The organism is Acinetobacter piscicola, assembly GCF_015218165.1.
In the GTDB taxonomy this organism is placed as follows: domain Bacteria; phylum Pseudomonadota; class Gammaproteobacteria; order Pseudomonadales; family Moraxellaceae; genus Acinetobacter; species Acinetobacter piscicola_A.
The window spans coordinates 568,079-589,723 of sequence record NZ_CP048659.1 but is presented as its reverse complement, the minus strand read 5'-3'; the positions used below and the strand labels follow the sequence as shown (position 1 = coordinate 589,723).

22 protein-coding genes and 4 tRNA genes are annotated in these 21,645 nt (G+C 37.8%); 8 read left to right on the top strand and 18 right to left on the bottom strand.

Annotation, left to right across the window (positions count from 1 at the left end):
• The first annotated feature begins 11 nt into the window (after positions 1–11).
• Positions 12–569 carry a hypothetical protein gene (locus G0028_RS02855; RefSeq protein WP_130074374.1) on the top strand — a complete coding sequence of 186 codons (558 nt, stop codon included), beginning with the start codon at positions 12–14 and terminating at the stop codon, positions 567–569.
• Between the two features lie 72 nt (positions 570–641).
• Here G0028_RS02855 and G0028_RS02850 read toward each other — a convergent pair.
• The 6 genes from G0028_RS02850 to G0028_RS02825 all read right to left on the bottom strand — a co-directional run bounded on the left by G0028_RS02850 (position 642) and on the right by G0028_RS02825 (position 4,697).
• Positions 642–718: transfer RNA gene (locus G0028_RS02850), tRNA-Arg, on the bottom strand.
• Positions 719–862: 144 nt separating this feature from the next.
• On the bottom strand, positions 863–1,726 hold the full coding sequence (locus tag G0028_RS02845) for a cysteine ABC transporter substrate-binding protein (protein ID WP_130074373.1): 864 nt from the start codon (positions 1,724–1,726) through the stop codon (positions 863–865).
• 26 nt (positions 1,727–1,752) lie between these two features.
• Positions 1,753–2,598 (bottom strand): transporter substrate-binding domain-containing protein, encoded by an 846-nt coding sequence (locus G0028_RS02840; protein WP_180046464.1) that lies wholly within the window; start codon positions 2,596–2,598, stop codon positions 1,753–1,755.
• A gap of 43 nt (positions 2,599–2,641) precedes the next feature.
• Positions 2,642–3,373: an amino acid ABC transporter ATP-binding protein gene (locus G0028_RS02835; RefSeq protein ID WP_180046446.1), complete on the bottom strand. Its 732-nt coding sequence runs from the start codon at positions 3,371–3,373 to the stop codon at positions 2,642–2,644.
• 9 nt (positions 3,374–3,382) lie between these two features.
• A complete protein-coding gene (locus tag G0028_RS02830) occupies positions 3,383–4,048 on the bottom strand; it encodes an amino acid ABC transporter permease (protein ID WP_180046448.1) in 666 nt (221 codons plus the stop codon).
• The gene (locus G0028_RS02825) at positions 4,038–4,697 is read right to left on the bottom strand and encodes an amino acid ABC transporter permease (protein WP_218946334.1); all 660 of its coding nucleotides are present in this window, start codon (positions 4,695–4,697) and stop codon (positions 4,038–4,040) included. Before G0028_RS02825 ends, G0028_RS02830 begins: the two co-directional genes overlap by 11 nt.
• Before the next feature lie 202 nt (positions 4,698–4,899).
• Between G0028_RS02825 and G0028_RS02820 the strand changes: the two genes are divergently transcribed.
• Positions 4,900–5,562, top strand: a complete 663-nt coding sequence (locus tag G0028_RS02820; RefSeq protein WP_180046450.1) for a hypothetical protein — start codon at positions 4,900–4,902, stop codon at positions 5,560–5,562.
• 13 nt (positions 5,563–5,575) lie between these two features.
• On the opposite strand, the gene G0028_RS21010 is transcribed toward G0028_RS02820, so the two are convergent.
• Entirely contained in the window at positions 5,576–5,773 is a 198-nt protein-coding gene (locus G0028_RS21010; RefSeq protein WP_180097338.1) for a hypothetical protein, read from the bottom strand.
• A gap of 179 nt (positions 5,774–5,952) precedes the next feature.
• Between G0028_RS21010 and G0028_RS02815 the strand changes: the two genes are divergently transcribed.
• A complete protein-coding gene (locus G0028_RS02815; protein WP_180046452.1) occupies positions 5,953–6,555 on the top strand; it encodes a hypothetical protein in 603 nt (200 codons plus the stop codon).
• A gap of 68 nt (positions 6,556–6,623) precedes the next feature.
• On the opposite strand, the gene G0028_RS02810 is transcribed toward G0028_RS02815, so the two are convergent.
• From G0028_RS02810 to G0028_RS02800, 3 genes are all read right to left on the bottom strand, one after another.
• A tRNA-Arg gene (locus tag G0028_RS02810) sits at positions 6,624–6,700 on the bottom strand.
• A gap of 50 nt (positions 6,701–6,750) precedes the next feature.
• Positions 6,751–6,827, bottom strand: a tRNA-Arg gene (locus tag G0028_RS02805).
• Between the two features lie 15 nt (positions 6,828–6,842).
• A tRNA-Ser gene (locus G0028_RS02800) sits at positions 6,843–6,932 on the bottom strand.
• Positions 6,933–7,199: 267 nt separating this feature from the next.
• On the opposite strand from G0028_RS02800, the gene rnr reads away from it, so the two are divergent.
• The 4 genes from rnr to G0028_RS02780 all read left to right on the top strand — a co-directional run bounded on the left by rnr (position 7,200) and on the right by G0028_RS02780 (position 12,535).
• Complete coding sequence (gene rnr / locus G0028_RS02795) at positions 7,200–9,644, top strand: ribonuclease R (RefSeq protein ID WP_180046468.1); 2,445 nt, start codon at positions 7,200–7,202, stop codon at positions 9,642–9,644.
• Between the two features lie 141 nt (positions 9,645–9,785).
• Positions 9,786–11,840 (top strand): M3 family metallopeptidase, encoded by a 2,055-nt coding sequence (locus tag G0028_RS02790; protein WP_180046470.1) that lies wholly within the window; start codon positions 9,786–9,788, stop codon positions 11,838–11,840.
• Between the two features lie 40 nt (positions 11,841–11,880).
• Positions 11,881–12,090, top strand: a complete 210-nt coding sequence (locus tag G0028_RS02785; protein ID WP_165353081.1) for a YheV family putative zinc ribbon protein — start codon at positions 11,881–11,883, stop codon at positions 12,088–12,090.
• 13 nt (positions 12,091–12,103) lie between these two features.
• Positions 12,104–12,535 (top strand): hypothetical protein, encoded by a 432-nt coding sequence (locus G0028_RS02780; RefSeq protein WP_180046454.1) that lies wholly within the window; start codon positions 12,104–12,106, stop codon positions 12,533–12,535.
• A 346-nt stretch (positions 12,536–12,881) separates the two neighbouring features.
• Here G0028_RS02780 and G0028_RS02775 read toward each other — a convergent pair whose 3' ends face one another.
• From G0028_RS02775 to G0028_RS02755, 5 genes are all read right to left on the bottom strand, one after another.
• On the bottom strand, positions 12,882–15,077 hold the full coding sequence (locus G0028_RS02775) for a TRAP transporter large permease subunit (RefSeq protein WP_180046456.1): 2,196 nt from the start codon (positions 15,075–15,077) through the stop codon (positions 12,882–12,884).
• A gap of 360 nt (positions 15,078–15,437) precedes the next feature.
• On the bottom strand, positions 15,438–16,025 hold the full coding sequence (gene rrtA / locus G0028_RS02770; protein ID WP_130074362.1) for a rhombosortase: 588 nt from the start codon (positions 16,023–16,025) through the stop codon (positions 15,438–15,440).
• An 86-nt stretch (positions 16,026–16,111) separates the two neighbouring features.
• On the bottom strand, positions 16,112–17,239 hold the full coding sequence (locus tag G0028_RS02765) for a hypothetical protein (RefSeq protein ID WP_180046458.1): 1,128 nt from the start codon (positions 17,237–17,239) through the stop codon (positions 16,112–16,114).
• Between the two features lie 551 nt (positions 17,240–17,790).
• Entirely contained in the window at positions 17,791–18,075 is a 285-nt protein-coding gene (locus tag G0028_RS02760) for a hypothetical protein (protein ID WP_180046460.1), read from the bottom strand.
• 118 nt (positions 18,076–18,193) lie between these two features.
• The gene (locus G0028_RS02755) at positions 18,194–18,451 is read right to left on the bottom strand and encodes a succinate dehydrogenase assembly factor 2 (protein WP_130074359.1); all 258 of its coding nucleotides are present in this window, start codon (positions 18,449–18,451) and stop codon (positions 18,194–18,196) included.
• A gap of 181 nt (positions 18,452–18,632) precedes the next feature.
• On the opposite strand from G0028_RS02755, the gene G0028_RS02750 reads away from it, so the two are divergent.
• The gene (locus tag G0028_RS02750; protein WP_130074358.1) at positions 18,633–19,805 is read left to right on the top strand and encodes an acyl-CoA dehydrogenase family protein; all 1,173 of its coding nucleotides are present in this window, start codon (positions 18,633–18,635) and stop codon (positions 19,803–19,805) included.
• Between the two features lie 142 nt (positions 19,806–19,947).
• Here G0028_RS02750 and G0028_RS02745 read toward each other — a convergent pair whose 3' ends face one another.
• The 3 genes from G0028_RS02745 to G0028_RS02735 all read right to left on the bottom strand — a co-directional run bounded on the left by G0028_RS02745 (position 19,948) and on the right by G0028_RS02735 (position 21,538).
• Entirely contained in the window at positions 19,948–20,394 is a 447-nt protein-coding gene (locus G0028_RS02745) for an alpha/beta fold hydrolase (RefSeq protein ID WP_180046462.1), read from the bottom strand.
• Between the two features lie 66 nt (positions 20,395–20,460).
• Positions 20,461–21,162 (bottom strand): IS1-like element ISPa14 family transposase, encoded by a 702-nt coding sequence (locus tag G0028_RS02740; RefSeq protein WP_015586042.1) that lies wholly within the window; start codon positions 21,160–21,162, stop codon positions 20,461–20,463.
• Between the two features lie 34 nt (positions 21,163–21,196).
• Positions 21,197–21,538, bottom strand: a complete 342-nt coding sequence (locus G0028_RS02735) for an alpha/beta fold hydrolase (RefSeq protein ID WP_180046757.1) — start codon at positions 21,536–21,538, stop codon at positions 21,197–21,199.
• Between the last annotated feature and the right edge of the window lie 107 nt (positions 21,539–21,645).

Genomic DNA, 21,645 nt, shown 5'->3' with positions numbered 1-21,645 from the left:
ACAAAATAAACATGTTACAGGGACGCAGTCGATATTTAGTCAGCACATTCGCATTGTTATTGATTGGATGTGAAAAAATGCCTGAATATCAAGTCCCTATTACCCTTGAACCGCAATATACTTTTGTTGCACCTCAACACATACCTGAATTAGATCGGCATGGTTATCTATTATTTAATACCACTGCCTTCAGTCAGAAACCATTACATAAAATTTATGATGAATATCGCTTTCATTATGCCCACTTTAAATGCCCAATTAACGACAAATTTGAAGTGAGTGGCTCTATTGCTGCAGATGAACTGGAAGACAATCCGATCATTTATGAAAATCATCATTTTAAATATGATGTTTTATTTACGATCTGCCCTGAAAATGACGCATCCAAATTAGAATGTATCTATGACTTTAAACAATTAAAAGCATTGCCTAAAGAACTTTCTTGTCGTGTCATTTTTGGACGAATGTTTGGGCGTAGTGCTGTAATTTCAGAAAATATTAAAATGGATATTTCACAGCTTGAACATGCAAAAGTGTATGAACCACCTCAGCTTAAAGAAAATCAATAATATATTTTTTAGACACAAAAAAACCGCAATTAAGCGGTTTATTGTCTATTTTACATCTATCGATGATCAAGTTGGTGCGCTCAGAGAGATTCGAACTCCCGACCCCTTAGTTCGTAGCCAAGTGCTCTATCCAGCTGAGCTATGAGCGCGACGTCTTGATGGGAGGCATTATACGCCTTTTCACTTTATTGAAAAGACTTTTATATAACTTTTACAACTGAATGTATATGAATTAAACATTCGTACAATATATTGTTGATTATTCATTCAAAATAGATTGTATGCAATAACAATTATTCCACTAACAAATCTTTCGGATTGATTGTGTCACCATAAACAGGTTTTAAGGTTTTTTCATAGGCTTGTTGGATCACACCTTCTTTAGCTAATTTCTCTAAATCTTGATTCAACCAATCTAATAATTCCTTATCGCCCTTTTTCACTGCTGGTGCAATCAAATCATGCTGACCTAAACTGGTGATTCCCACGGTATAGTTAGGATTTTCTTTTGCCCAAGCCAAAACCAATAAATTATCATGAGCCAAAGCTGCACCACGACCATCTTTTAAAGCATCGAAAGTTTCCGTATTTTGCTCATATTTCTGCAATTTGATTTCAGGATGTGACTTGGTAAAGAATGAATCTGCTGTCGTGCCTTTATTGACCAATAAAGTTTGGTCTTTCAATTGTGCCACATCTGTAATCGGTTTGGCTTTTGGAGAAACAACGCCTAAAGATACTTTCAAATATGGCTTAGAGAAATCAACCACCTCCTGACGTTCTGGTGTGACTGTGAAATTGGCGAAAATAATATCCACCTTATCCGCCTTTAGATATTCAACACGATTAGCTGCCTCAGTTAAAACAAACTGAACCTTGTTTTCGTCACCCAATAAATCTTTCGCAACGTGCTTAGCAATTTCAACATCGAAGCCTTGATTTTTCCCTTGCGCATCCAAATAACCAAAAGGTGGCTTATCGCTAAATACTCCGATACGTATTACACCATTTTTCTTAATTTGCTCGATTGTTGAAACTGTTTTTTCTGTGTCTGTCGTCTTATCAGGTGAAGTAGAATTTTTATTACATGCGACTAAACCTAAACTCAATACAGAAGCGACCAAGAGTTGAGTTACATTTTTTATGGCGATGTTCATTTTATTTTCCTCTTATTGATTCAAAATTATTTTGCTGTGACATCTAAAAAGACTTTTGCATCAACGCTTTCACCATAAATTGGCTTTAAGGTTTGGTCATAAATCTTCTGGATTTCACCATTTTTTTGTAGTGTCAAAATTTCTGTATTGAGCCAATTGAGCAGTTGGGTATTGCCCTTTTTCACCGCAGGTGCAATAAAGTCTTCATTGCCAATTTGTTGAATTCCTGCGGTAAATGTTGGATTTTCTGCTGCCCAAGCCAATGCATAGGTACTGTCTTGAGAAATCGCATCACCACGCCCATCCTTCAAAGCATTAAAAGCATCGGTATTTTGTTCAAATTTCAACAAATTGATTTTTGGATAATTTTTGGTGAAATAAATATCAGAGGTCGAACCTTTATTCACAATCAAAGTTTTAGCTTCAAGCTGTTTAATATCGGTAATGGCTTTGGCTTTTGGTGAAACGATACCTAAAGCTGCTTTTAAATAGGGCTGTGCAAAATCCACAACTTCCTTACGTTCAGGTGTAACAGAAAAACTGGCAAATACCGCATCTGCTTTACCCGATTTTAGAAACTCCACCCGATTCGCCGCCTCAGTCACCACAAATTCAATTTTTGACTCATCACCTAATAGGTCTTTGGTGACTTTCTTAGCTAAAGCGACATCGAAGCCCTGCGGCTTACCTGCGCTGTCGACATAACCAAAAGGAGGGTTGTCAGCAAATACTGCGACACGAAACACACCATTCTTTTTCACTTGTTCTAAAGATTGATCTTCTGCAGATTGTTGCTTGGTCTGATGGTCTGTAGGTTTCTGACAGGCAGAGAGAGAACCAACAAGTAAAAGTGTACTTGTCCAAATACCCATCGCTTTTAAGTTTTTTAATACAGTCATTTTTACAACTCTAATTCTAGTAATTCAACATATTTAAAAATGCTTTAGCACGTTCAGTTTTCGGCTGTTCAAAGAACTGTTCAGGTGTGGCTTGTTCGATGATTTTGCCTTTGTCCATAAAAATAATCCGATCTGCAACCTTACGAGCAAAGGACATTTCATGGGTCACGATCAACATGGTCATGCCATCATGAGCGAGTTTTAACACCACATCTAAAACTTCACGTACCATTTCAGGGTCTAATGCTGCGGTAATTTCATCCAAAAGAATCACTTGTGGTTGCATCACCAATGAACGAACAATCGCAATACGTTGCTTTTGTCCACCTGAAAGTTGGCGCGGATAATCCAATTTACGATCATACAAACCCACACGTTTTAGCAATTTATCCGCAACTTTTTCCGCTTCTGCACGATTCCTTTTTTGAACTTTCAAAGGACCGAGTAGAATGTTATCAATCACATTCATATGCCCAAAAAGCTCATAATTTTGGAATACCATGCCAATTTTTTGACGGACATCGACCCACGGTACATCCTGTCCAAGTACGCCTAAACCCTGCAACGTGATCGAGCCACTTTGGATTTTTTCTAAGCCATTTACACAGCGCAATAAGGTGCTTTTTCCACAGCCTGAAGGCCCAAGAATAACAACGACCTCACCCTGTTCTACGTCCAAATCAATCCCTTGTAAAATATGACTTTCTGCAAATGATTTCTGTAAATGTTGTATAGATAACAAAGCCATAATGAATCTTTACTCCCAAACTTTTTCTAAATGGGTCGCTAAACGTGACAAGGGATAACAAATAATGAAATATAAAATAAAGATCAAACCGTAAATCCACAGTGAAGCGTTGGGCACAATTAAAAGTGAATTTTCAATAATTTGTTGTCCTACTTTAATCACTTCGATCACACCAATAAGCACCGCTAAAGAACTGGTTTTCACCATACGCGTAAATAAGTTGATTGCACCTGGTGTAACTCGTTTTAAGCTCTGTGGAAAAATGACATAAGTTAATGTTTGAATTGGGTTGAGTCCTAGCGCATAAGCTGAATCACGTTGATGTTGATCTATAGATGTTATTGCAGCACGGACGAGGTCGCCCATTTCCGCTGTACCCCATAGGACAAATACAACGATACAAACAGCCGTTGCTGAAAATTGCCAATTAAACCAAGTGGCAAAACCAAAATAGAAAACAAAAAGCATCACCAAAATAGGAATAATACGGATGGCTTCTAAATACAGTCGGCAAATTGCTTTCACCAATAAATTTTTTGATGTCATGATGACACCGAAAATCGTGCCAAAAATCGCGGAAAAGAATACTGAAATAAAAGCAATTTTCGCCGTCACCCAAAGCCCTGCGAGAAGTCGTTCAAGATGATCGGGTTGGAATAAATAGTTAAACTCCATGACTCACCTTCCGACTACGAAATTCTAAATAACTGGTGAGAATGGAGACTGGCAGTAAAATAATCAGATATGACATGACCAATAAAAACAACGCTTCTGTGGTTTTGTAATCCATGCCAATTAAGTCTTTGGTCAGGAACAATAATTCCACTACGGCGATTGCACTGACCACTGAGCTTTCTTTGATCAGGAATAGACAGTTTGCTCCAATCGCTGGGATTGAGACAGCCAAAGCTTGCGGAAAAATCACATATTGAAAAACTTGAAATCGGTTTAAACCAATACTTTCCCCTGAATCAATTTGCCCCTTGGCAACTGCTTGCAGACCTGCTCGAAATGCTTCTGCCATATAGCTTCCCCCTAAAAAGGTTAAGCCAATCACACCACAGGTAAACCCATCAATTTTGATCCCTAACTTGGGAAGCCCGTAATAGAGGAAAAAAAGCTGAATCAGCAAAGGTGTATTGCGTGATATTTCAATATAAATTTTGGCGATTTTATCAAATACACGTACATGATAAGTGATCAAAATACTGCAAATTAAGCCAACGACGATTGCAAGTAAGATACTGATCACTGAAATTTTTAATGTGGTCAAAGTCGCTGAAACAAACTGTGGCATCACACTGTAGATATATTGCCAATTCAAAGAAGTCGTCCAAAATATTATTGTTTTGCTTTGTGCTAAAGCAGAAATAGTGATTTTGGATTATCTTACTGTGATTATTTTTACTAAAGAAATATGTTAATAGAATAAGTATTGCTAAAATAATGCAGTGCATTCACACAAGCGATATAATTTCCACAAATTCAATTTTTACCAACAAATAAAATTTTAATAAAAGGAAAAAATGAAAGATTCTGAAAATGCAGTAGATATAAAGTTAATTTTTCAATTTTTCATGTGCTGTCTCGTTGCCATTGTCTTTTTATCATCAACTTACCTAGAGTTTTCAGATTATGCTCAATTCCAACATAAATTAAAAAACAAAAATTGGGTTCAAAAAACAATGGAAATAACACCTCAAATGGAGATTGAGATATTCCATTACCGAAATCATCAATCCAAAATAATATTTAAGGAAAACCAACAAGAGATTTTCTCCAAATCCTGTAATGGGCAACTCGAACTGATTTGTAAATATATTGAAAACCACGAAATTCAGATTATTTCACTTAACTTTTATACTTTTTTAGACAAAAACACTAATAATTACAATGAATTCCTTCTCAACACAATCGCATTTAAAGACAAACAGGGACAGCTGCAAACTTTCCCATACATGACAGACGCTCCGAATTCGCCTCAATATATTGCAGAAATAAAAACAGAATTTCGCAGCTTTTTTATCTTTGCATTTTTGAAACATTTAATTTTTGCAATCATGTTTTTAGGATTCAATCTATCTTTCAATGTCTTTAAAAAATCGACGATAAAATTGATTAACAATCTCATCATTACGACTTTTTCACTCAGTTTTATCTCATTCGTCATCCGGTATTTTTTGCTCTAATAGATCATGCAATTTAATTAGCACTGATCAACTCTAATTGTTCCATACAAGATGCACAAAAAAACACCACTTCATTATCAAAGTTCTGAATTTGTAATTCGTAGACAAAACCTGTCATGGTACGATTACAACCATCACACTGCTGCAAGTTGAAATGGCAAATAAAATCAACATGCTGGTAAATATAATATCCATCTGTATATTTTTTCATGTTCTTTTCAGGGCTTCTATTCTTATGCTTATTTTAATGTTTTTAGTTGGCGGATAGCGTGATGAATAAGGGTTGTGCGACAAGAATAGTCGTACCATATTACATTTTAATAAAAGCTATAGACTTACTCTTAAATTTATTGTTTTATTAACTGAACCTTTAAAAAACAAACAACAATAATGAGCGCTTACTCATCCCTATATTTATCCAATACACCACTTACAGAACATCTTGTATCTGATGAAAATCAAGGTTATTTTGCAAAAAATCTTGTGCCTTTATTTTGGCTATCGCTATTCACTAAGGAAGATATTTGTTTGTATCAATCAAACCATGAAAATGCATATTCTTTCTATTTCTTACAAACAAAGCGAATGAATGCTATTTATAATTTTCAAAAGCACTTCGGGATATGGATTCATTTCAATTATCAGGCCTTTCAACTTGCATCTTTATTTTTAGAATTTCTAAAAAACAGAAATGAACAATATTTGACACTTAGACTGGATGATATTTATGCAATAGGTTGTGAACCTGATGACACTTTTGTACGCAATGATATTTTGAAAATGTTAGATTTTTTCCCGCTATTCTTGAAAAACCCAAACTTTAAAAAAGTTAAAGCGACCAGTTACGTAGATTTATCTATAAAGCTATATTTGAATGATCAACTCAGGAATGGATTAGATGCTGACATGTTTCAACTCGTTAAAAGTAATCCACAAAATCAAGTTCGAGAATCTAAGAATAATTTAAAATCTTTTTTTTTCAAACATATTTAAATAATAATGACAACTTATCAAATTTCAGACACAAAAAAACCGCAACATGTGCGGTTAATTCTTCAAGTTGGTGCGCTCAGAGAGATTCGAACTCCCGACCCCTTAGTTCGTAGCCAAGTGCTCTATCCAGCTGAGCTATGAGCGCAATACTTGTGTGTCAAAATATTGACGATTCGTTACTTTCGATTAACTTATTGGTGCGCTCAGAGAGATTCGAACTCCCGACCCCTTAGTTCGTAGCCAAGTGCTCTATCCAGCTGAGCTATGAGCGCGACATAAGTAATCGTTGGCGGTGAGAGAGGGATTCGAACCCTCGATACAGTTGCCCGTATGCATCCTTAGCAGGGATGTGGTTTCAGCCACTCACCCATCTCACCGTAACGAGCCGCCATAATACAAACTAAAACCTCATTCGGCAAGTCATGATTTAAAAAAAATGCAGTTTTTTTGCCTGATTACATATTTTTTAAACAATTTTTATAAATTTGTACTTTTTTTAATCCAAACAGCGCTTTAATCCAATGAATTTTTTGATAAATCTGCATAAATTTAAATTTAAAACAGTTTATTGCAATCAATTACGTGCAGTATTTGCCTGTTTGACTTATGCTAATCCTACCTTCTGACTAGAAACCACATACATGATGAAAAATTGGGTCGATCCTGAAGCGAAAGCTGAAGCCGAACGTTACGACAATCCTATCCCAAGTCGTACCCTTATCCTTGAAACGATTGAACAAAAACAAGAACCTCAATCACACGCAGATTTAGTAGATCTGTTTGAAATTGCTGATCAAAAAAGTATAGATGCGCTGAGCCATCGTTTAAGCGCAATGGTGCGTGATGGTCAGCTGATGAAAGATGGTTTTAAATACCAACTTATGGCGGATCAACCGATTTTAGATGCGACGGTATACGTTAACTCCAAAGGTTTAGGCGTTGCCAATATCGATGGTAAAAAAGAAGAATTTTTACTGCCTGAACGTGAGCTACGCCAAGTCTTCCACGGCGACCGTGTCAAAGTTCAACAGACTTCCGTAGACCGCAAAGGCAAAGCATGGGGCTATATCACCGAAGTCACGCAACGCCGTGTGAAACAGTTGATTGGTAAAGTCGCTGAGTTTGAAGATGAGTATTTCATTCAACCCGCAAATCCCAATGCACATCAACCAATCACATTAGAAAAAGAATTGATTGAGCATGCCAAAGCCAAAGTGGGTGATTCAATTCGTGTCGAAATTGATGACTATCCAACACGGGATGAATTTGCCACAGGTCATGTCATTCAATCTATGGCAGACAAAGCGGATACCGAAATCATTATTCCTCAAACCATTTTGGAATATGGTCTACCGTATGAATTTCCTGAAGAAGTGGTCAAAGAAGCTGAAAGCTTTAAAGAGCCTTCAGAAAAAGACCGTGTAGGTCGCATCGATCTACGTGATTTACCGCTTGTCACCATTGATGGTGAAGATGCACGTGACTTCGATGATGCAGTCTATGCGGAAAAACGTCCGGGTGGCGGTTATCGTGTCATTGTGGCTATCGCAGATGTGAGTCACTATGTTCGTATCGGGAAACCGTTAGACGATGAAGCACAAGAGCGTGGTACTTCGGTGTATTTCCCACATTTTGTGTTACCAATGTTACCTGAAGCACTGTCTAATGGTTTATGTTCACTCAATCCAAATGTCGACCGTTTATGTATGGTCTGTGACTTGAATTTGAGTCGTGCAGGCCGTGTGACCAAGTTTGAATTCTACCCTTCTGTGATGCATTCAAAAGCACGTTTGACCTATACCCAAGTTGCACAGTATTTAGATGGTGACAGCAAAGCAGTACCTGAAGACCGCAATGTTCGCAAATCATTAAATACGCTTTATCAACTCTATGAAACACTCAAAGGTTTACGTGCTGAGCGTCATGCAATGGAATTTGAAACCGTTGAAACCTATATGACCTTTGATGAGTTAGGCGGAATTAAAGAGATTTTGCCTCGTTCACGTAATGTCGCACATAAACTGATTGAAGAATGTATGTTGCTTGCCAACGTGGCAGCAGCAGAATATTGCTTAAAAAATGAAGTGCCAATGTTGTACCGTGTACATGAAGCACCTGAATTTTCACGCATTCAAAAAGTTAAAGACTTTGTCAAATTACTGGGTTTACCTTTCCCTGATCAACCCACACAAGCTGATTATCAGAACGTCATTGAAGCAACCAAAGACCGTATCGATGCGCCAAGTATTCACGCCGTGTTATTACGTTCAATGATGCAAGCGTATTATGGTGCAAAAAATGTCGGTCACTATGGCTTAGCGTATGAAGCCTATACCCACTTCACATCTCCGATTCGCCGTTATCCCGACTTGTTATTACATCGTGCCATTAAAGCGAGTTTAACCAGCAAACAATATCCGCTTTCAGGTGCAGCATTGGATGATGCAGGTGAACACTTCTCTGCAACTGAACGTCGTGCCGATGAAGCATCTCGTTCTGTCACCTCATGGTTGAAATGTCACTATATGCATCAGCATATTGGTGAAGAATTTGTTGGTGTGATCAGCGCAACCGCTGAGTTTGGACTATTCGTCACCCTGAAAGATTTGTATGTGGATGGCATGGTACATGTCAGCCAGTTGGGCGATGACTATTTTGTCTTTGATCAAGCGAGTCAAACCTTAGTTGGGCAAAATCGTGGACAAGTCTTTGGTTTAGGCGATGAAGTTAAAATCAAAGTTGCAGGGGTCAACCTTGAAGAACGCAAGATTGACTTCGAGCTTTTACAACAGCTTTCTCATGCAGGTCGTGTGATTCGTAGCCGTGCGCCACGTGTGGCAAAACCTGTAGCCAAAGAAGAGGTTTTCGCTGAACGTCCTGCGAAAAAAAGCAACTCTGAATCTTCGAATGTCAGTGAAGATGGAGAACGCCCCATTCGAAAGAAAAAATCCAAAGGAAAACCTAGCACTTACAGCAAAAAGCCTGCTAAAAACACTGCAACGAAGTCTGAAACGAAGACTAAAGATAAAGTAAAGAAAAAGGCAAAAGCGAAAAAGAAAAAGTCCAATGCAAAGACGAAAAGTGAATAATTAGATGTAACAATAAGAGCGCTTCGGCGCTCTTGTTTTTTATAATTGTCCAAAATTTATTACCATATTATGGTTTTAATTTATTGCCAAAGCTTGATTTCCCCTATCAAAAGCCCTACATCTATCCATAACAAAGCATATATTTGGCATAAAGACATGACATTAGAAAAGGCGACTTTACCTGTACCCCAATTCGATCAAATCACTTTAGAGAAACTAAAACAAAATATTGAACAAGCCATTCAAGATGGACAAGATTTCTTAAATGAACTTCAGCAAGTACCTGAAACGTTACAGCAACAACTGCAAGTATTAGAAAAAATTGATACGCTTGAAAATAACATGAGTGAGTCATGGGGGATTTTGTCACACCTAAATGCCGTGATGAACAACTCAGAAACCCGTGAAGTATATCAATCGTTATTGCCGAGTCTAAGCGAATATTACACACAACTGGGTCAGCATGTTCCACTTTACCAAAGCTACCAACATGTATTTGACAATGCGATTTTTAACGACCTACCCGCCGCACAACAAAGTGCCATTAAACTCGCTTTACGTGACTTTAAACTGTCTGGTGTCGCTTTAGAAGGCGAAGCAAAAAAACGTTATGCAGAAATTTCAGCACGACTTTCACAACTGTCCTCAGATTTTTCTAACCATGTATTAGATTCAACCCAAGCATTTTTCTTACCGTTAAATGAACAACAACTCAAAGGTTTACCACAAAGCAGTATCGAACTATTAAAACAGTACGGTCAACAACGTGAATTAGACCAAGCTGTTGCCACTTTAGATATTCCATCTTATTTAGCCATCATGACCTATGCTCAAGATCGTGATTTACGTGAACAGCTTTATAATGCCTATACCACCCGTGCTTCAGACTTAGCAGCCGATCCACAATATGACAATGCCCCTGTCATGGTTGAAATTTTAAGTTTACGTCAAGAAATGGCAAAACTTTTAGGCTTTGACAACTATGCAGAATATTCATTAGCTTCAAAAATGGCACCTGATGTTGAAACCGTCAATCAGTTCTTGGTTGACCTCGCAGAACACGCACGTGCACCTGCTGAAAAAGAAATCGCTGAACTGAAAAGCATTGCAGCACAAGATGGCATCAGTGAATTACAAGCATGGGATACCACGTATTATTCAGAAAAACTCAAAGTTCAGCAGTTCAATCTTTCACAAGAAGATTTAAAACCTTATTTTCCAGCACCAAAAGTGATTCAAGGCTTATTTAATGTCGTGAATCGTCTCTATGGCATCGATGTGATCGAACGTGAAGCACCACTTTGGCATCCAGATGTACATTATTACGAACTTGAAGATCAAGGTTCAGTGATTGGTGGTTTCTATTTTGACCTCTATGCACGTAGTGGCAAACGGGGTGGCGCTTGGATGAGTGGTTTCCGTTCACGCATGCAAACTGAATCAGGCCTGCAAAAACCAATTTGTTATATGGTTGGAAATTTTACCCCACCTGTTGGTGATCAACCTGCTCTGCTGACACATGATGAAGTCAATACATTATTCCATGAGTTTGGACATGGCTTACATCATATGTTAACAGAAGTGGATAATATTGCGGTGGCAGGCACACACGGCGTAGCATGGGATGCTGTTGAACTACCAAGTCAGTTTATGGAGTTTTGGACTTGGGACAAAGACAGTCTAGACCTGCTTTCTGAACATATTGAAAGCAAGCAAACCTTATCTGAAGAGTTATTAAAATCTTTACTTGATGCACGTTTCTTCCAATCTGGAATGCAAACTTTACGTCAAATTGAATTTGCCTTGTTTGACCTTAACATCCACAAACTTACACCTGCTTTGGATGCAAAACAGATTCAAGCCACTTTAGATGACATTCGCCAAAAATTTGCTGTTGCCCCTAGCACAACAACAAACCGTTTCCAAAATAGCTTTAGCCATATTTTTGCAGGTGGCTATGCCGCAGGTTATTACTCCTATAAATGGGCTGAAGTTCTTGCGAGTGATGCCTTTGATCGTTTTGAAAATGAAGGTGTTTTCAACACTCAAACGGGGCAAGAATTCCGCAAAGCCATTTTAGCAGTGGGGGGAAAAGATACTGCTCTAGATGCTTTTATCAATTTCCGAGGTCGTGAACCTAAAATTGATGCATTGTTACGTCATCAAGGTTGGACGAATGCCTCTAAAAACGCTTAAACTACGCATGTAAAATTAATTATGTGGTGAGTGTATGAATATCAAACGTCGTTTCATTGCAGGGGCTAAATGTCCAAGATGTGAGGCGATGGATCGAATCGTCATGCTCACCACTGACGATGCTGAATGGATTGAATGTATCGAGTGCGATTATTCTGAAAACCGCCCTACTTATGTAGATGCGCCTGAAGAATCTGCTGCACCTGATGAAATTGGGGTCATTCAATTCAAGCCTCGTTCTTCAAAATAAATTTGGATTAAACATGCAATTAGATACAAGAAATAATTCTAAACTGATGTGGTTTATTGCTGGGGGATTGATCATTATTGTAGCTTTAGCCAGTGCATTATTTTGGCTTAAAGCAGATCAAGATCAAACAAAAACTGTAACGCCTGCAGAAACCAAAGCACCCGCTAAGGCAGTAGCGCCACCATTGGCACAGCCTGTAGAACAAACAGCTACATCAGAAACAACGACACAAACCTTGGTCGATTCCTCTATTTTACAAGAGCCTGTTTCTGAAAATGAAAGTCTTGCTAAAGAAGAAATTGCAAAACTTGATGACATTCAAACACAATTAAAAGATCAACAACAGTCTTTAGAATCACAACATGCTGATGCAGATCAATTGATTAAACTCAAAGAAGAGCAATTAAAACTACTTGAACAACAACTTGCTGCTGAACAAAAATAGTCTTAATACTCCAATTAAAAAACACTATTCAACTCCATTTGGATGGTGTTTTTTAATTGCTCACCACTTCTGCACTTTATCTTAGCACTACACTTTCCATCAAAAACAAATACAACTATACGTATTAGCCGCATCATTCCAATTACAGCTATAAACCACCTGATTTTACAGCACTGGTCCTTTGCATTATCTTAAGATCAATCATAGACATTCATTAATAAAAACTGTTTTTATACAAACGGACATGCAAGTGATGTGATCCCATGAGGCAACTTTAAAGCTTGATTTAAATAGAATCGACTGAAAACAAAAAAGCACCCGAAGGTGCTTTAATGAAATGAAGTTGTTACTTATTGGTATACCAATCAAACATATTGAGTAAGTATGGAACAAACGTCACAATCACAAGAGCAGAGAACAAGACGATCATCGGCAATAACCAACGTTCATAACGATAATAGAAGCTTGTATACTTCTCTTTCGCTTCCGCATCTGCGGCGGCGACCTCCTCATCCCCAACAGAGAGCCTCGTCAGCAAGTGGTTGAGTGCAACAGGTGGTGTCACATAACCAAACTCGAAAGCAACCAATACAATCATCCAGAAATGAATCGGATGGATGCCATTCTCATACGCTACAGGTGCAATTGTTGCAGCCACCAAAATCACCGCACCAAATGGATCTGTCGTCATACCAATAATCGCAAGCAAGATCGCAAGGAATGCCAATGAAAGCATGATGCTACCTAAATGCGTCGGTACCATTGTCACGATTTCACTACGCTCGATCAGACCACCCATACTCGCTGAAAGTGCCATTAGAATGATCAAAGCACCGATATGTCCAACACTTTCAGATGAGGCGAACCAGATCGATTGACCAAAGCTACGTTTATGTTCAGCCGCACTACCATGTGTGCGTAAATATTCAGAGTTTTTCGCATGTTCTTGTGCTAAAGCAGTATTGTACTCAGGCACAGGAACGCGGTCCCCCCAATATTTATCAAATAAAATATAAGCCAATAGCATGATTGGAAGAATCACAGGGGCTGTAAATTCATCCATTTGTGTATCTAAGCCATAGCTATAGAAACCCACAACCCATGCGGTAATTACCACATATGGAATCACAGGAACCAAAGCTTTCAACATGCCAGGGACTGCAATTTTTGGTGAATTAATACGGAATTTATCTTCTGCAAGGTATAAAGACACACCAAGGAAAATAAACGCAGTTAACCAGAAGACATAAATACCATGATTAAATAACTCATCAGAAGTAACATGACGGCTATCTAACATCGAAATCAAGATCACCAATAGACATGGACGTAATACAACACCCAGTGAACCAGACATCGCTGAGACTGCAAGTGCATACTGACGGCGTGCACCAGAGTTCCATACTTCACGATAGATAATCGCACCCGCTGCCACAACGAAGATCCCTGAAGCACCTGTATACGCTGTTGGAATCGCAGCAGCAATCAAAATGATCCAAGTTAATGTTTCTGGCGCAAGGTTCCATGGACGTAAGATCGCAAGGAATACGTCCATGATTCGTGTTTGTGTTAGTAACATACCTGCCCAAATAAATAGGGCTAAGTTCAGGAAGATTCCTGAGAATTCAACCAACTGACCAAGGTAAATACCTTGCCCCATTGGATAATCCATAAAGAAGGTAAATGCAATACCCGTGACAATCGCCATAATGGCATATAACGGAATACTGATGAGCGCAAGCCCGATATTTCCACCTTCTTTGGCAGTTTTTGGAATCGCGAAAAACTGATACAAACTAATCAATGTCACACTGACAAACAAGATCAACCATAGCCAATATCCCCAAATCGTCTCATAAGTTGACTCTACCCCTGAGCTCATAACAGACTGATATTGACTCCAGACAGAGTATGTCAATAAACCATTACCCAAAATCATGGCAATTGAATACACTCTGAAATCGAGTTTCGTTGTTGGTGGACGTAAACTAATATGATGCATTTTCAACGACGCAGTAATCGATGAAATCATGACCATAAACAGTAAGATCAAGACACGGTTTTCTGTACCAAACTTAAACAACCAGAAAAATCCCGTTTCCATCGTACGATAAGAACGAATAGAAGGATGCTGCTCCATATGCTTCATTGACTTATCATAAAATGCAAATTTTTCTTCACATTCAGTTTTAGCCGCTAAAAAAGATTGACGCACATCAGCTTCAGATGTCACCCCAAAGAAACTGGCATCTGGATCGCTTGCCTCAGCCTTCATACGCTCTTGCACAAGCGCATCAATATTTGGATTTCGTTCACAACTTGGTTTAGTGGGTTCAGCTCTTAAAAAGGAATATTGCATTCCTATTTTTTCGTCACCGTATAGACGTTCGCCTATACGTAACATTTGCCCATGAATCATTTCCCCTGTACCAATCAATAAGGTCAACAAGAGAAGTAGAAGAACGAGAAAAGTTGAGATCCCTTCTGTCCATATACGACCAATCAGCCCTAAGCCTGATTTATTTTCTGCACTATCATTCATGATAATTCCATTTTTATCTCTAATCTTATAAATCTTTTATAAGACTAATTTTTTTATAAGTTATGAGTAACGCGGAAGTCCTCATTTCCTATTTTTATGTCCACTTGCAAATCTGCATGTTTTTTTAAATTAAAAGAATGGCAGTGTTACATTTTTTTTCATGCATTTTTGTCAAGTATAAAACGATAAATGTAAATTAACGCACTTAAGTCTATGCATTAATAAGCAATTTAAGATAAAAAACAATAGATTCGCTCCAAATAGCAGAGAAATATTTTTATTTCAGTTGCTTAAATACATCCTCATTTTATATAGAGCATAAATTGCAAAATAGGAGGCTTATCTTTTAAATGACATTCGTTAAGATTTATTCTTATTTTCTATAAAAAGCTGCTGATAGAGCAAATACATTACGGCTAAAATTGCCCCCCAAAATGTACCCACCAAATGCGCTTCAACCAAAACTGGACTACCTATGAGCTGCGCTGTACCAATTTGACCAAACGTATTTTCCCAAATGAGTTTTGCAACCACCAAACATAAAACCAATACCGCAAAATTGCGCTCTTTACGAAATTTTAAATAGAAAAATGCAGCAGCAACATATAAACCATGCAATACACCCGATAGTCCAGCATAAGCTTCAATTTCAGGATAAAAATAATAAAAACTTAGGCTACATAAAGGAGCTAAAATCAAAAGCAGTAAAATGATAAAGCGATTTTGAATATGTGGGAATATAAAGGGCAAACATGCAAATGCAATCATATTTAAGGCAAAATGAATCCAACCCACATGTACCCAATGTGCAGTCCACCATCGCCAAATTTCACTAAAAAATGTATAACGCCAATAAATGAAAGTGGACTGGAAAATTTGCAAGCAAGCAGCAATACATATGCAACTTGCAATCAAGATCATACGTTTCTTGAGTTGTATTTCTTGCATATCCAGTTCCTCTAAAAAAACAAGAAAAGCCGAAGCTTTTCTTGAGTATAAATACAAAAATTAAATTTCAATGTGTATTTTTGCAGTTAAGGTGTTGCACTTTCTGGCGTAGCTTCTTCAGTCGGTGCAGCTGTTTCTTGTTGAGCTGGAGCAGCCCCAGAATCCTCCGTTGCAGGATCGCCTAATCCCTCAAATAAAGAATCATCGCCTGTTGCACCTTGCTCATCCCAGAATACAGTCATACCATCATCTGCTGCACGCACACCTGTATGTTCAGTCCAATAACGGTCTGCAATCGCTTGTACCATTTGCCCTGCCATTGCATCAATCAATCTAAACTCTGGATTAACAGGTTTATCTTCTTCACGAGATGCAGCATAAGTTCGTAATGCTTCACGAATACGTGCATCATCACCACTGGCTTGAGCAGATACAGCATATAAAGCATGGGCTAGACGCACACCTTTTTGTTCACCGATTTGCATAGACTGTTTCAAAGTTTGATATGGATCAGGCTTACCTTCATCCGCACCAGGTAATAATGTCCAAATCACTGCACGTGTCGCCATTGGCGCACCCCAGAATTTATTATTATCCAAACACGTCATACCACGTTCGACAATTGCTGCGATATCCTTTGGAACGTTTGCTGCACCACCTGAATTAATATCATTGGTCATCGCTTGCAAACCACTAAGCATTCCCAAGAGATAAATGGTCTGATCTAAATCTTTTTTCATCGTTGGGCAAGAATCACCCAATGTATATTTATATTTGGCTTGCCAACGTTCAGCAAATAACTGATAGCCGGCATACTGACGATTTGCAGCCAATGCAGCCCAACGTTTTTGCTCTACTCGTGCATCTTGCGCTTCTGATACTTTACCGTCTTTTGAAGCACGTAAATAACGCAACTCCGCCTCTAAAGCACGATTTTCAGCACATATCCCTGCCGCAGAGTACAGCAATACAGCCATACGAGTTGGATCAGCCCCCATATCTTTGGTTGCCATCACAGCGGGGGTTAAAGCACTACCGGATTGGCATGCCATATCTGCATCATTACCTGCTAAAATGGGTGGCACAATATGATTTTCACTAAAGCCTAAAGCGACATTTGCCCCAGACTTAACCACATATGAACAACCAGATAAAATGGATGAAGCAACAATGGCAGTCACCATAAATTGCCCAATTTTTTGGACTTTAGACATACTTCCTGTCCTCTATATAATTGTGTTTATGTCCTTTTTACTTAAAATATCAGATGCTCTATTTGATGAAAAGAGCAATAACTCTAATTTTATTAATATAATTTGCCACAATCCACATAGAAATGAATTGACCGCACAATAAGAACTAGCAAATTTTAGGCAAAAAAAAGTAGCATTGCGACGGTTCAGCACATGCTACTTATTAAACAATAAACCCTCAAGAGAGTTTGTTAGTTTTGAGCTTTCTTTTCTCAATCTGTTCCCTCAGCACAGTTCCTAGTCTTCCTACCACAATCGCAAGAATAATTGCGACCACTAGAAACAACCATTGTTGAACTTCAGTCATCTCGAAATTCCTCATTTGCTGTTGGTAGGTTTAATGTACAGGTAAAATTTAAAATTCATAAATATAATTGTCTAACAATCCATTTTTTTGCTTAGTTTGTGTGATTTTAGTCTAACAATCGATTATTTTGTACTTAATACACATTATAAGATATTATTTTTAAATAATTTTATAAAATTCAACCCAATTAAAAAATGTCCAACAATTAACCTAAGTTTGCATGTGCTTTTAACATTTTCCAGCTTTTTAAGTCACATTGATCATGCCAAATAATGATATTTGATGACTTATTGAGCGCATTGATATCCTCAAAATAGATCACAATATAAAAAAGATGATCCACCATTTTTTTGATTTTCACCCGTTGAATGACTGTGTCTTGCGTCATTTTGACCGACCAAAGATCTACATCCAACTGTTCAAATTGCTCAATTCTTGCCTGCCTATGCCAAAAACACGCTGAAATAAGCAACAGAAAGACCGCAACCAACCAAATACCAAGACTCAAAATTTGAAATAAAATTATGCTAATCACAAGACCGAAAAAAAACTGAAACCCATATTTAAATCGACTAGGTTTCAGTTGAAAACACGGATAAAAATTAGAATTAACCGTGGACATATTTTTTTAATTTAATAATAAGTTGTCTTAATTCAGGTTTTGGTGGCTCAGAAACCTCCATAAACCAATCTAGCAAATCAGGGTCTTCCTGATCCACTAACTCTTTAAACAAGCCTTTCTCTGTCGCATCTGCTTGTAAATAATATTGCTTCACATAAGGATCAAAATAAACATCTATTTCTTTTAAACCACGACGTGCACGATAAATGACTTTACGCTCTTCCAAAGTTAATTCTTCAAACATTGATTTTCCCCGAAGATGATAGTGAGCAGTATTTTACCTGATTCCATCATAAATACTTGAGTATATATGTCGATTGGCGAAATATATCAATATTTAATATCAAATGAGCATTCACCTCATTGAGACTAGCTGAATGTTCACTTAATTTATAAATATTAAACAATAATTTGGAATAAAAAACATGCAATCAGGCGCAATTCGTCCATTGGCAAATATGCTACCTCGCAATTTATTTAATGCTGAACATGAAGCATTTCGTGAAACAGTCCGCAAGTTTTATGAGAAAGAAGTCGTACCCAATATCGCCAAATACGAAGAACAACAACACGTTGACCGTGATTTATGGAATAAAGCAGGCGAAATGGGCTTATTGTGTGCAACCATGCCAGAAGAATATGGTGGTTATGGTGTAGACCGTTTATACAGTATGATTTTGATTGAAGAACAAGCCTATGCAATGGATTCTTCAACAGGTTTTTCATTACATTCTGACATTGTTGCAAACTATATCAACAACTTTGGTAATGAAGAACAAAAGAAACATTGGTTACCCAAAATGGCATCAGGTGAAGCAGTAACTGCCATTGCAATGACCGAACCTGGCACAGGTTCTGATTTACAAGGTGTACGTACCACAGCCGTTTTAGATGGCGATGAATATGTCATCAATGGTTCGAAAATCTTCATTACCAATGGTTATTTATGCGACATGGCAATCGTCGTGTGCAAAACAGGCAATACAGACAAAGGTTCTGCTAACTTATCTTTGATCATTGTTGAAGCTGACCGCGCAGGATTTAGCAAAGGTAAACCACTCAACAAAATAGGGATGAAAGGTCAAGATACCTGTGAGTTATTCTTTGAAGATGTCCGTGTCCCAAAAGAAAATTTACTGGGTATGGAAGGCATGGGGTTTATCATGCTTATGAAAGAATTGGCTTGGGAACGTATGCTCGTTGCGATTATCTGCCAAGCAGGTGCTGAAGCTGCATTTGCACATACCGTGCAATATACGAAAGATCGTAAAGCATTTGGCAAACCCATCGGTGCGTTCCAAAACACACGTTTTAAACTTGCTGAAATGCGGACTGAAATTGACTTCTGTCGTGCTTATCTAGATCGTTGTATGGAACTACAACTTGAAGGCTCACTTGGTGTAGATGCAGCCGCAGCCGCTAAATATAAAATTTCTGAATTATTCTCAAATGTTGTCGATGAGTGCCTACAACTCCATGGTGGATATGGCTATATGCTCGAATACCCAATTGCTCGTGCTTATATCGATAACCGTGCAAACCGTATTTATGCAGGGACCAATGAAATTATGAAGGAATTGATTTCTCGTTCACTTTAAATACGGTCAATGCTGTCTTCATATAGAACTTAAAGCATCTTCCTATTAGAAGGGAGATGCATTCTCATTAAAATTTATTTTTATAAAAAAAGTGATCAGTTTACTTAATATTCACATTTAAACATTTATTCAATCGCAATATTTAAGTAATTCTTTTTAAAAATCCTTCAACCAATTCTAAAACGTCATGCTGTTTTTCTTGATGAGGAAAATGTCCACAAGCCTCAATAATCGCCAATACATTTTCACCCTGCCCTCGCTCAACGAAACGTCTCGGTTGCGCTAAAGTTGCATATTCATCATGTTCGCCATGAATCGCCAAAAGGGGACATTGAATTAAAGTCAAATACTCATCCAAATTCCATGTTACAAAATCAGGTGAAAGCCATGTTTCTGTCCATGCATCTAATACCCATTGTGTTTTGTCTGCATGGTATTTAGCTAAACGATTAAATAATTTTTCATTTTTAAAATTTTCTTTAGCTTGCCTAATCCCTGCTAAAGTCACGTCTTCTACTTGAGATTGCGCAGACACTGTGATTAAAGCTTGGCATTGCCTTGGGTAAAGTGCAGCACAAACACTAGCCATACCACCACCTGCACTATGCCCCATTGCAATAAAAGTATTGGTGGTGTTTCAAAAAGTATGCTGACATTAAATGAAGCCATTATTGATGTAAAAAAAGGTTAAGTCGAAAGCTTTAAAATGGTTTTCAATCTTTTTTGAAAAATTACAACTCCTTCTAAAACCGCGCCTAATTCGATGCCTTATTTTGCAATTATTACCTTCAATACCTACAGTAAAAAATTTACCAATACTTTGCTTGCAGTTTTTAAAAGCAGTTATGAAACTGTCCCAATGATCACTTGCAATTCGGGTGTAGTGAATACCTAATTGTTTAAGCTTTGCCTTCAATCGTTGAACTGTAGCTAAGTCTCTTTTACCCCAAACATAAGCAACAATCTCACCTGTTTCTCGATGGTAGGCGTAAATAAGCCATTGTTTATTATTTTTATTTCCCACAAAAGTCCAAAACTCATCAACTTCAAGAGACTCATAATGACTTTGTTTAGGCTGAATTTGGTAGGTCGATTCGGTTAAAGTACGTAAAACTTTACCGATACTGATTCGCTCAACTTCAGCGATATCTCGTATACCACTACCTCTGACCATCAACTGTAATATTTTTCGAGTAATGCCTGAATGACATCCTAGATAGCTCAGAGCATGGTCACCAATAAACTGACGTTTACAGTCTTTGCACTGATAGTTTTGTTTCCCATCTACTTTGATGCCATTTTTCTTTATACTGTCACTGAGGCAGGTTGGACATTTGATTTCTAGAGTTATTCGCATTTCTCTATTTTATCAAAATTCAACCTGCTTTGTTTCAGCATACTTTTTGAAACACCACCAAAGTATTGATTTGAAAATGATCTAACAGAATAGGCAATATTGATTTGGCTTCTTGTGCAACAAAATCAATAGCTAAGGGATGATCTAATGCAGAGGAACAACCAAATCCTAAACGATCATAAGCAATGACACTACGCCCTGTCACCATTGCCAATTTTTCAGGAAAATCACGCCACAATTCCACACTTCCCAGTGATTCATGAAATAAAATAATCGGTGATTTTTGCTCAAAAGTGCAATCCTTTTGCCAATGCTGTGCAAATAATTCAGCCTTTTCAATTTTAATTCTATGCACTGAATGTATAAGCTGCATCATGTATTCATCCTAAATTTATAATGAAAGCTGAATATTTTTAGCATATTTTATCGTAATAAAAATGAACCCTTTGGTCTTGAAAATAAAAAAGGAGCTTTCGCTCCTTT

What these genes read in the sequence shown, in the direction of transcription:
- G0028_RS02855 (WP_130074374.1), top strand. Translation starts at nt 12, where the DNA reads ATGTTACAGGGACGCAGTCGATATTTAGTCAGCACATTCGCATTGTTA.
- G0028_RS02845 (WP_130074373.1), bottom strand. Translation starts at nt 1,726, where the DNA reads ATGAACATCGCCATAAAAAATGTAACTCAACTCTTGGTCGCTTCTGTA.
- G0028_RS02840 (WP_180046464.1), bottom strand. Translation starts at nt 2,598, where the DNA reads ATGGGTATTTGGACAAGTACACTTTTACTTGTTGGTTCTCTCTCTGCC.
- G0028_RS02835 (WP_180046446.1), bottom strand. Translation starts at nt 3,373, where the DNA reads ATGGCTTTGTTATCTATACAACATTTACAGAAATCATTTGCAGAAAGT.
- G0028_RS02830 (WP_180046448.1), bottom strand. Translation starts at nt 4,048, where the DNA reads ATGGAGTTTAACTATTTATTCCAACCCGATCATCTTGAACGACTTCTC.
- G0028_RS02820 (WP_180046450.1), top strand. Translation starts at nt 4,900, where the DNA reads ATGAAAGATTCTGAAAATGCAGTAGATATAAAGTTAATTTTTCAATTT.
- G0028_RS21010 (WP_180097338.1), bottom strand. Translation starts at nt 5,773, where the DNA reads ATGAAAAAATATACAGATGGATATTATATTTACCAGCATGTTGATTTT.
- G0028_RS02815 (WP_180046452.1), top strand. Translation starts at nt 5,953, where the DNA reads ATGAGCGCTTACTCATCCCTATATTTATCCAATACACCACTTACAGAA.
- rnr (WP_180046468.1), top strand. Translation starts at nt 7,200, where the DNA reads ATGAAAAATTGGGTCGATCCTGAAGCGAAAGCTGAAGCCGAACGTTAC.
- G0028_RS02780 (WP_180046454.1), top strand. Translation starts at nt 12,104, where the DNA reads ATGCAATTAGATACAAGAAATAATTCTAAACTGATGTGGTTTATTGCT.
- G0028_RS02775 (WP_180046456.1), bottom strand. Translation starts at nt 15,077, where the DNA reads ATGAATGATAGTGCAGAAAATAAATCAGGCTTAGGGCTGATTGGTCGT.
- rrtA (WP_130074362.1), bottom strand. Translation starts at nt 16,025, where the DNA reads ATGCAAGAAATACAACTCAAGAAACGTATGATCTTGATTGCAAGTTGC.
- G0028_RS02765 (WP_180046458.1), bottom strand. Translation starts at nt 17,239, where the DNA reads ATGTCTAAAGTCCAAAAAATTGGGCAATTTATGGTGACTGCCATTGTT.
- G0028_RS02755 (WP_130074359.1), bottom strand. Translation starts at nt 18,451, where the DNA reads ATGTTTGAAGAATTAACTTTGGAAGAGCGTAAAGTCATTTATCGTGCA.
- G0028_RS02750 (WP_130074358.1), top strand. Translation starts at nt 18,633, where the DNA reads ATGCAATCAGGCGCAATTCGTCCATTGGCAAATATGCTACCTCGCAAT.
- G0028_RS02745 (WP_180046462.1), bottom strand. Translation starts at nt 20,394, where the DNA reads ATGGCTAGTGTTTGTGCTGCACTTTACCCAAGGCAATGCCAAGCTTTA.
- G0028_RS02740 (WP_015586042.1), bottom strand. Translation starts at nt 21,162, where the DNA reads ATGCGAATAACTCTAGAAATCAAATGTCCAACCTGCCTCAGTGACAGT.
- G0028_RS02735 (WP_180046757.1), bottom strand. Translation starts at nt 21,538, where the DNA reads ATGATGCAGCTTATACATTCAGTGCATAGAATTAAAATTGAAAAGGCT.